This window comes from Brevirhabdus sp. (assembly GCF_052826345.1).
The window spans coordinates 39,423-48,734 of the sequence record NZ_JBRBUA010000069.1 but is presented as its reverse complement, the minus strand read 5'-3'; the positions used below and the strand labels follow the sequence as shown (position 1 = coordinate 48,734).

At 68.3% G+C, this 9,312-nt stretch carries 8 protein-coding genes; all 8 read left to right on the top strand.

What is annotated here, in order from left to right; all coding sequences use genetic code 11:
* A partial coding sequence (locus tag ACU0BR_RS08795; RefSeq protein ID WP_446156464.1) for a metallopeptidase TldD-related protein occupies window positions 1–345 on the top strand: 345 nt, incomplete at its 5' end.
* A gap of 189 nt (window positions 346–534) precedes the next feature.
* Window positions 535–1,746: a DNA-processing protein DprA gene (gene dprA, locus ACU0BR_RS08790; protein WP_446156463.1), complete on the top strand. Its 1,212-nt coding sequence runs from the start codon at window positions 535–537 to the stop codon at window positions 1,744–1,746.
* An 89-nt stretch (window positions 1,747–1,835) separates the two neighbouring features.
* Window positions 1,836–4,559: a type I DNA topoisomerase gene (gene topA / locus ACU0BR_RS08785; RefSeq protein WP_446156462.1), complete on the top strand. Its 2,724-nt coding sequence runs from the start codon at window positions 1,836–1,838 to the stop codon at window positions 4,557–4,559.
* A 139-nt stretch (window positions 4,560–4,698) separates the two neighbouring features.
* Window positions 4,699–5,394 (top strand): CoA transferase subunit A, encoded by a 696-nt coding sequence (locus tag ACU0BR_RS08780; protein WP_446156461.1) that lies wholly within the window; start codon window positions 4,699–4,701, stop codon window positions 5,392–5,394.
* Window positions 5,395–5,462: 68 nt separating this feature from the next.
* Entirely contained in the window at window positions 5,463–6,092 is a 630-nt protein-coding gene (locus ACU0BR_RS08775; protein ID WP_446156460.1) for a 3-oxoacid CoA-transferase subunit B, read from the top strand.
* Between the two features lie 223 nt (window positions 6,093–6,315).
* Complete coding sequence (locus ACU0BR_RS08770; RefSeq protein WP_446156459.1) at window positions 6,316–7,248, top strand: lysylphosphatidylglycerol synthase transmembrane domain-containing protein; 933 nt, start codon at window positions 6,316–6,318, stop codon at window positions 7,246–7,248.
* Window positions 7,238–8,551 (top strand): FAD-binding oxidoreductase, encoded by a 1,314-nt coding sequence (locus ACU0BR_RS08765; RefSeq protein WP_446156458.1) that lies wholly within the window; start codon window positions 7,238–7,240, stop codon window positions 8,549–8,551. The genes ACU0BR_RS08770 and ACU0BR_RS08765 overlap by 11 nt, the downstream gene beginning before the upstream one ends.
* Window positions 8,548–9,300 carry an SDR family NAD(P)-dependent oxidoreductase gene (locus ACU0BR_RS08760; RefSeq protein ID WP_446156457.1) on the top strand — a complete coding sequence of 251 codons (753 nt, stop codon included), beginning with the start codon at window positions 8,548–8,550 and terminating at the stop codon, window positions 9,298–9,300. The genes ACU0BR_RS08765 and ACU0BR_RS08760 overlap by 4 nt, the downstream gene beginning before the upstream one ends.
* The last annotated feature ends 12 nt before the right edge of the window (window positions 9,301–9,312 follow it).

The following is a 9,312-nucleotide window of genomic DNA, read 5'->3' as shown; positions in this document are numbered from 1 at the left end:
CTGGGCGGCGACAGCGCGCCCGCCGACATCGTGGCGGATCTGAAGGACGGGATCTATGCCGTGGGCTTTGGCGGCGGGCAGGTGGACATCACCAATGGCAAGTTCGTCTTCAGCTGCACCGAGGCCTATCGCGTCAAGGACGGCAAGATCGGCGCGCCGGTCAAGGGCGCCACGCTGATCGGCGACGGGGCAACCGCGCTCCAGCAGATCCGCGCCATCGGCAACGACATGGCGCTGGACCCGGGCATCGGCAATTGCGGCAAGGCGGGCCAATGGGTGCCGGTGGGCGTGGGCCAGCCGACGCTGCTTATCGGCGGGCTGACGGTAGGCGGCAGCGCCACCTGACAGCGCGCCGGTCGAGCGGGGACGCGCGCCCGTCCCCCTCGGCCCGAGACTCAGCGACAAATCCGCGCTCAACTGGAATTATCGACAACAAAACCAACAGCTTGCCTGCACATTAACTTTTCGCAACCTTTGCTTCATGCCTGATTAACCAGTGGCGTGCCAATTTGAGACGACTCACCTGGCGGGCACATGACCGAAGACCTCTTCCCTCGTCCCCCTCTCACCCCCCCTCGATCGGAGGAGGAGCATATCAGTCAATTACGGCTGTTCCGGTCCCGCCGGGTGGGTCCCTCCACTTTCTTCCGACTGCTGCGCGAACATGGCAGCGCCACGGCCGCGTTGGCCGCCCTGCCCGAGCTGGCACGCCGGTCGGGCGTTCGCGGCTACGCCCCCTGCCCACCGGACCAGGCGGAGGCGGAATACCGCGCCGGGCGCAGGGCGGGCGCGCGATTGCTGCTGTACGGCGCGCCGCCCTACCCTGCGATCCTGCGACAATTGCCCGATGCGCCGCCGCTGCTGTGGGCGCGCGGGCGGATGGACCTGCTGGAGCGGCCCGCCATCGCGCTGGTCGGCGCACGCAACGCGTCGTCGCTGGGGCGGCGCATGGCGCGGCGGCTGGCGCAGGATCTCGGGCAGGCGGGCTATGTCGTCGTCTCGGGGCTGGCGCGCGGCATCGACGCCGCCGCGCATGACGCCGCGCTCGCCACCGGCACAATCGCCGTGGTCGCCGGCGGTGTCGACGTCCACTACCCGGCGGAAAACGCCGCGCTGGCGGAGCGGATCGCCGCAACCGGCCTTTGCCTCTCCGAGGCCGCGATGGGCTTGCAGCCGCAGGCGCGCCATTTTCCGCCGCGCAACCGCATCATATCGGGGCTGGCGCATGTGCTCGTGGTGGTCGAGGCCGCCGCCAGATCGGGCAGCCTGATCACCGCGCGCATGGCACTCGATCAAAACAGGGAGGTGCTGGCCGTTCCCGGCCATCCGTTCGACGCGCGCTCGGCGGGCGCGAACATGCTGATCCGCGACGGCGCGCTGCTGGTGCGCGATGCCGCCGATGTGATCGAGGCGCTGGCGCCGCTGTGCCCTGCCCCGCACGGGGCCGCGCCCCCCGCCCCGCCCGGCGCAACGACGTCAGCGTCGGCGCCCCCCGCATCCTCGTCACCGCAGGCGTCGCCGGCACCATCGCCCCCGGTTCCCGCCACCTGCCCACCGCAGGGGCGCGGCCAAGACGGCCGCGTCGAAAGCACTATCCTCAAGCATCTCGGCCCCTCCCCGGTGGCGGAGGATGCGCTGATCCGCGATCTGGGACTGCCCGCGCATCAGGTGGCCTCCTGCCTGCTGGATCTGGAACTTTCGGGACGCGTGCAGCGCCATTCCGGCGGGCTGGTCTCGCGGCCCTGAGGGCGTGCAAAAATCGCCGGCCATTGACATTCCTCCCCCGGCGCTCACATCTAGCGCCGCCCAGACCCCTGATCGTTACGAGGAATTTCATGCCAGTCGTTGTCGTCGAGTCGCCGGCCAAAGCCAAGACAATCAACAAGTATCTTGGAAACAACTACACCGTCCTTGCCTCCTACGGCCATGTGCGGGACCTGCCGCCCAAGGACGGCTCGGTCGATACCGACAACGCGTTCGACATGAAATGGGAGGTTGCCAGCGACAGCAAGAAGCACGTCAAGGCGATCGCCGACGCGCTCAAGGAAGACGGCGAACTGATCCTCGCCACCGACCCCGACCGCGAGGGGGAGGCGATCAGCTGGCACCTGGAGGAGACTCTGCGCAACCGCAAGGCGATCAAGAAGGACACGCCGGTCAGCCGAGTCGTGTTCAACGCGATCACCAAATCCGCCGTCACCAAGGCGATGGGCGAGCCGCGCCAGGTCGACATGGAACTGGTGGAGGCCTATCTGGCTCGCCGCGCGCTGGATTACCTGGTGGGTTTCAACCTCAGCCCCGTGCTGTGGCGCAAGCTGCCGGGCGCCAAGTCCGCCGGGCGGGTGCAATCGGTCTGCCTGCGCCTGATCGTCGAGCGCGAGATGGAGATCGAGGCCTTCGACGCCCGCGAATACTGGACCGTCAAGGCGCTGCTCAGCACGCCGCGCGGTCAGGAGTACGAGGCGCGGCTGACCGTGCTGGGCGGCGACAAGCTGGACAAGTTCGATCTGGCCAATGAGACTGCGGCCGAACTTGCGGTGCAGGCGATCAGCTCCCGCGATCTCAAGGTCAACTCGGTGGAGGCCAAGCCCGCCAGCCGCAACCCCTCGCCGCCGTTCATGACCTCGACCCTGCAACAGGAGGCCAGCCGCAAGTTCGGCATGGGCGCGCGCCAGACGATGAGCGCGGCGCAGCGCCTCTATGAAGCGGGGCACATCACCTACATGCGGACCGACGGCATCGACATGGCGCCCGAGGCCGTGACGGCTGCGCGCGACGAGATCAAGTCGCGCTACGGGGCGGAATACGTCCCCGCCAGCCCGCGCATCTATAAGAACAAGGCCAAGAACGCGCAGGAAGCGCATGAATGCATCCGCCCCACCGAGATGGGCGCGAGCCCGGACAGCCTGCGGCTGGAGCCCGAGCAGCGCAAGGTCTACGACCTGATCTGGAAACGCACCCTCGCCAGCCAGATGGAATCGGCCCGGCTGGAGCGCACGACCGTCGAGGTGGGGTCGTCCGACGGGCAGGTCGGCCTGCGCGCGACCGGACAGGTCGTCGTGTTCGACGGGTTCATCAAGGTCTATGAGGAGGGCCGCGACGACAGCGCGACGGACGAGGACGACAAGCGCCTGCCCCAGATCAGCCAGGGCGAGCCCGCCGCCAAGAAGTCCGTCACGCCCGAGCAGCATTTCACCCAGCCGCCGCCGCGCTACACCAAGGCCACGCTGGTCAAGAAGATGGAGGAGCTGGGCATCGGGCGGCCCTCCACCTACGCATCCATCGTCACGACGATCCAGGACCGCGAATATGTGCGCAAGGAAAAGAACCGCCTGATCCCCGAGGACAAGGGGCGGCTGGTGACGATCTTCCTGCTGGAATATTTCCAGAAATACGTGGGCTATGAGTTCACCGCCAATCTGGAGGAGGAGCTCGACGACATCACCGCCGGAGAGCGGGAGTGGAAGGACGTGCTCGACCGGTTCTGGCGCGATTTCTCCGCCGCGATCGCCGAGACGTCGGAGCTGCGGATCACCGAGGTTCTGGACAAGATCGACGAGGCGCTGGCGCCGCATCTCTATCCCCCGACCGAGGATGGCAGCGACCCGCGCGTCTGCCCCAACTGCGGCGCGGGGCGGCTGTCAATGCGCACCGCGCGCTCGGGCGGCGCCTTCATCGGCTGTTCCAACTACCCTGAGTGCCGGTTCACCCGGCCTTTCGGCCCCCCCGGCGCGGGCGACAATGAAATCGGCCCCGACGGCAAGATGCTGGGCGAGGATCAGGGCGATCCCATCACCCTGCGCAAGGGCCGCTTCGGCCCCTATGTGCAACGTGGCGAGGCGACGGAGGAACAGCCCAAGCCGCCGCGCGCCAGCCTGCCCAAGGGCTGGGCTGTCGACGAGATCGACCTGGAAAAGGCCGTGACGCTGCTGTCGCTGCCCCGAGAGGTCGGCCATCACCCCGATGACGGCGAGCTGATCGAGGCCGGGATCGGGCGCTACGGGCCTTACGTCAAGCACGGGCGCACCTATGCCAACCTGCCCGAGGTCGATGAGGTCTTTACCATCGGCATGAACCGCGCCGTCGAGGTTCTGGCACAGAAGGCCAGTCGCGGAGGGCGCACCCCCGCCAAGCCGCTGCGCGAATTGGGCGAACACCCCGAAAGCGGCGGTCCGGTCAATGTGATGGCGGGCCGCTACGGGCCCTATGTCAAATGGGAAAAGATCAACGCCACCCTGCCGAAAGAGACCGAGCCGGAGGCGGTGACGATGGAACTTGCCGTGCAGCTGATCGCCGAAAAGGCGGCCAAGGGCGGCAAGAAGAAGGCGGCGCCGAAGAAGACCGCCGCGAAAAAGGCACCGGCGAAAAAGGCGGCGGCGAAAAAAACGACCGCAACGAAAGCGCCTGCGAAAAAGGCCGCGGCCAAAAAACCGGCAGCGAAGAAACCGGCGAGCGAAAAGGCGGCCTCCGCGAAGACGACGACCGCCAAGGCCGCGGGCAAGACCACCGCCACGAAGGCGGCCGCAAAGACGCCCCCGGCGGAGGATGGCGCTGAATGAGCGGACCCCTTCGACGGGGCTGCTCAAGGGGCGCGCCCGCTGCGGGGTGCCGCGCACCTGCTGCACCGCAGCATTGATTGGACGCTGACGCCTGTTTGTGCTTAACAGGCCGCAGCGAACTGAAGCCGGGGGAGACCGCATGAAAAAGATCTACGACAACGCCGAGGCCGCGCTGGACGGGCTGCTGTTCGACGGCATGTTCATCGCCGCGGGCGGGTTCGGCCTGTGCGGCATCCCCGAGCTTCTGATCGACGGCATCAAGGCGGCGGGCACCAGCGATCTGACCGTCGCCTCCAACAACGCGGGCGTGGATGACTTCGGCCTCGGCAAGCTATTGCACACGCGGCAGGTCAAGAAGATGATTTCCTCCTATGTGGGGGAAAACGCCGAATTCATGCGGCAGTATCTGTCGGGCGAGCTGGAGCTGGAATTCAACCCGCAGGGCACCCTGGCCGAGCGGATGCGCGCAGGCGGTGCGGGCATCCCCGGTTTCTACACCAAGACCGGCGTGGGCACCCAGATCGCCGAGGGCAAGGAGCACAAGGATTTCGACGGCGAGACCTATATCCTGGAACGCGGCATCGTCGCCGATCTGTCCATCGTCAAGGCGTGGAAGGCCGACGACACCGGCAACCTGATGTTCCGCAAGACCGCGCGCAACTTCAACCCGCCCGCGGCGACCTGCGGCAAGGTCTGCATCGTCGAGGTCGAGGAGATCGTGCCGCGCGGATCGCTGGACCCCGACAAGATCCATCTGCCCGGCGTCTATGTGCACCGCATCATCCAGGGCCAGCACGAAAAGCGGATCGAGAACCGCACCGTGCGCGCCGCCTGAGCCATTCGCCCCCTGCGGGCACCCATTCCACCGGCCCCGCGCCGGACCCGACATGAAGGAGGCGTCACATGCCTTGGGATCGCAATCAGATGGCCGCACGTGCGGCGCAGGAACTCGAAGACGGGATGTATGTGAACCTCGGGATCGGCTTCCCGACGCTCGTCAGCAACTACATCCCCGAAGGCGTCGACGTGACGCTGCAATCGGAAAACGGCATGCTGGGCATGGGCCCCTTCCCGACCGAGGATGAGGTCGACCCCGATCTGATCAACGCGGGCAAGCAGACCATCACCGAGCTGGAGCGCACCAGCTATTTCGACAGCGCGCAGTCGTTCGCGATGATCCGCGGCGGCAAGATCGCGATGGCCATCCTGGGCGCGATGGAAGTGGCCGAAAACGGCGATCTGGCGAATTGGATGATCCCCGGCAAGCTGGTCAAGGGCATGGGCGGCGCGATGGATCTGGTCGCGGGCGTGCAGCGCGTGGTGGTGGTGATGGACCACACCAACAAACACGGCGACAGCAAGGTTCTCAAGGCCTGCACCCTGCCGCTGACCGGCACCGGCGTGGTGCACCGCATCATCACCAACCTCGGGGTTCTCGATGTGATCGAGGGCGGGCTGAAGATCGTCGAGACCGCCGAAGGCGTGTCCGAGGACGACCTGCGCGCCGCCACCGAGGCCACGATCGTCAACTGATCCTCTGGCGGATCCTCTGGCCCCCGAATTGTCGCCGACCGGGCGACAATTCCACAATCTCGCCCCAATCTGTCGCTATCCGCGACGGATGCGCGCGCCCTCACCTCACTCTTCTCGCCTCTCCTCCGCCGCCGCACGCCCCGCGATCCCCTGTGCGTCGCGACCGGGGGGGCTGATCCCGGATCGATGTCTCATTGCCGCGCGTCGGCTGCGCGCCAATCTCGTGCCGCTGGGCCTGGGCGCGCTCTTTCTGGGCGGGCTCGCGGGATTGCTGACAGCGCCCGGATGGCAGGCCGCCGCCGCCCATCTTACGGATCTACACCTCGACCAGCTTGCGCTGCTGCTGGGGCTGTCGGTGGTCAACTACCTGTTGCGCGGGCTGCGCTGGCATCTTTTCGTGCGACGCTTGCGCCTGCGCAACTCGCTGACGCTCGACATGGTGCAGTTTCTCGGCGGTTTCGCGATGACCGTCACCCCCGGCCGGGTCGGAGAGCTGGTGCGCATGCGCTGGCTGCACCGGGCCACCGGCGCGCCAGCGGCGCGCACGCTGGTGCTGGCGCTGGTCGATCGGGCCGCGGATCTGGCGGCGCTGGCCCTGGTGTTGCTGCTGAGCTTCGCGTTCGGCGCGGTCGGGGGCAACGGCGCGCTGCTGACTGCGGCGGGCGCGCTCGGCGTGGCGGCGCTGGCGACACGCCCGGGCGTGCTGGGCGCCGTGGTCACCACGCTCTGGCGCATGACGGGCCGGGCACCACGGCTTTTCGCCCGCGCGCGCCGCGTGGCGCGCAGCCTGCGCCATTTCGCGGCCCCGCGCCTCGCGCTGGCCGCCCTCGTGCTGGGCGCGCTTGGCTGGCTGGCGGAGGGCTGGGCCTTTTTCCTGCTGCTCGACTGGTTCGATGCCGGAATCGGGGCGCCCGCCGCGGTCTCGATCTTTCTCTTCGCCACGCTGGCGGGCGGGCTGACCGGCGCGCCCGGTGGCCTTGGCGGTGCGGAAGGCGCGATGATCGCCCTGCTGGGCCTGCAAGGCATCGGGCTGGAACTGTCGGTTCCCGCCACCGCGGTGATCCGCCTGACCACGCTTTGGTTCGCCATCGCGGTGGGCTGCGGCTTCTTCGCGCTGGCGGAACGTCTTTCGCCGAGGAACCGCCATGCGCGCTAAGCCCATCATCGCCACCGGCTGGGGCCGCGTGCTGCGCGCGCGCGAAGACAGCTTTCGCCCCGAACGCATCTCCGCCCTGCGCGCCGAATTCGAGGCCGCGCCCGCGCCGGCATTCGGCAACCGCCGCTCCTACGGGGATGCACCGCTCAACGACGGTGGGCGCAGCTATGACATGACGCGGCTTGACCGGCTGCTTTCCTTCGACCCCGCAACCGGAGAGCTGGAGGCCGAAGCAGGCGTCACGCTGGGGGACATCCTGCGCCATTTCGCCCCGCTGGGCTGGATGCCCGCGGTACTGCCCGGCACGGGGCATGTCACGCTGGGCGGCGCCATCGCCGCCGATGTCCACGGCAAGAACCACCAATGGGCGGGCAGCTTTGGCCAGCATCTGCTGTCGGTCGATCTGCTGACGCCGCAAGGCCTGCGCCAGGTGCCGCCCGCCGATCGCGATGTCTTTCGCGCCACGCTGGGCGGCATGGGGCAGACCGGGCTGATCCTGTCGGCGCGGCTGCGGCTGGCCCCCTGCCCCGGCGGCATGGTCGAGGTGACGGAACGGCGCATGCGCGATCTGTCGGCCTTTCTGGCGGCATTCGAACAATCGAACAGCCCCTACAGCGTGGGCTGGATGGATCTTTCCGCCGACGGCCCCGCCCGCGGCCGCGGCATATTGGAGGAGGCCACGATCCTGCCCGCCAGCGGTTTTGCCCGCACCACGACCCGGTGGCGCGTGCCGCGCGACGCGCCGGGAAAACTCCTGTCGCCCGCGGCCGTGCGGCTCTTCAACCGCGCCTATTTCAACCGCATCCCCCGGGCGGGCCGCAGCAGACGCCGCCCGCTGCCCGCCTTCTTCTTCCCGCTCGACCGGGTGGCGCAATGGAACCGGCTTTACGGCAAAGCGGGCTTTCATCAGTTCCAATGCGCGGTGCCGCGCGACGCCGCCGATGCGCTGGACGGCATGATCCAGAACATCGCCGATCACGGCGCGGCCTCCCCGCTCGCGGTGCTCAAACGCCTGGGTCCGGGGCGCGCGGGCTTTCTGTCCTTCCCGATGGAGGGCTACACCCTCGCCGTCGATCTGCCGCAACGCGCGGACACCCGCGCCCTGCTGGACCGGCTTCACGACCGCACCGCCGAGGCGGGCGGGCGCGTCTATCTGGCCAAGGACGCCTGCCTGGCGCCGCGACGGCTGGGGGCGATGTATCCCGAGCTCGATCACTACCGCCGTGTGATCGCCCAATGCGACCCCGATGGCGCGATGCAGACCGACCTGAGCAGGCGGCTCAACCTGCGGGGCATGCCATGAGCGGCGAGACCTGGCTGATCCTCGGCGCAAGCTCGTCGATGGCGCGTGCATTTGCCCGCGCGCTGGCCGAGCGGGGCGCGGCGCTCCACCTCGCCGGGCGCGATGCGGAGGACCTGTCGCGCAGCGCATCCGACTGCCGCCTGCGCGGCGCGCCCCTGGTTGAGGTTCTGCCCTTCGACGCGCGGCGCGACAGCGATTCGGTGGATATCCTGGCGCTGATGACGACACGAATGGCAGCCGCAGGCGGCACATTCAACGTCGCCTGTTTCGTCGGCGCCATGCCCGCCCAAAGCGACGTGGATGCCGACCCGGCCCTGCTGGATGGGCTCATCAGCGACAATTTCACCGGCCCCGCGCGGCTCATCCACAGGCTGGCCCCCCTGATGGAGGCCCGCGGCGCGGGCGCCGTGGTCGGCGTGGGCTCTGTCGCGGGCGATCGGGGTCGGCTGGACAACTATGCCTATGGCGCCGCCAAATCCGCCTTTCACACGTATCTGTCGGGGCTGCGCAACCGGATGGCGCGCAGCGGCGTGCATGTGATGACGGTCAAACCCGGTTTCGTCGATACGGCCATGACCTGGGACGTGGAGGGCATGTTCCTCGTGGCCGCGCCCGACCGGGTCGCGCGGGACATGCTGAAGGCGCTCGAAAAGCGGCGCAACGTGATCTACACCCCGGGCTTCTGGCGGCTGGTGATGACGATCATCCGCCTGATCCCCGAAGCGATCTTCAAACGGATGAAAATCTGAAATCCGCGCACC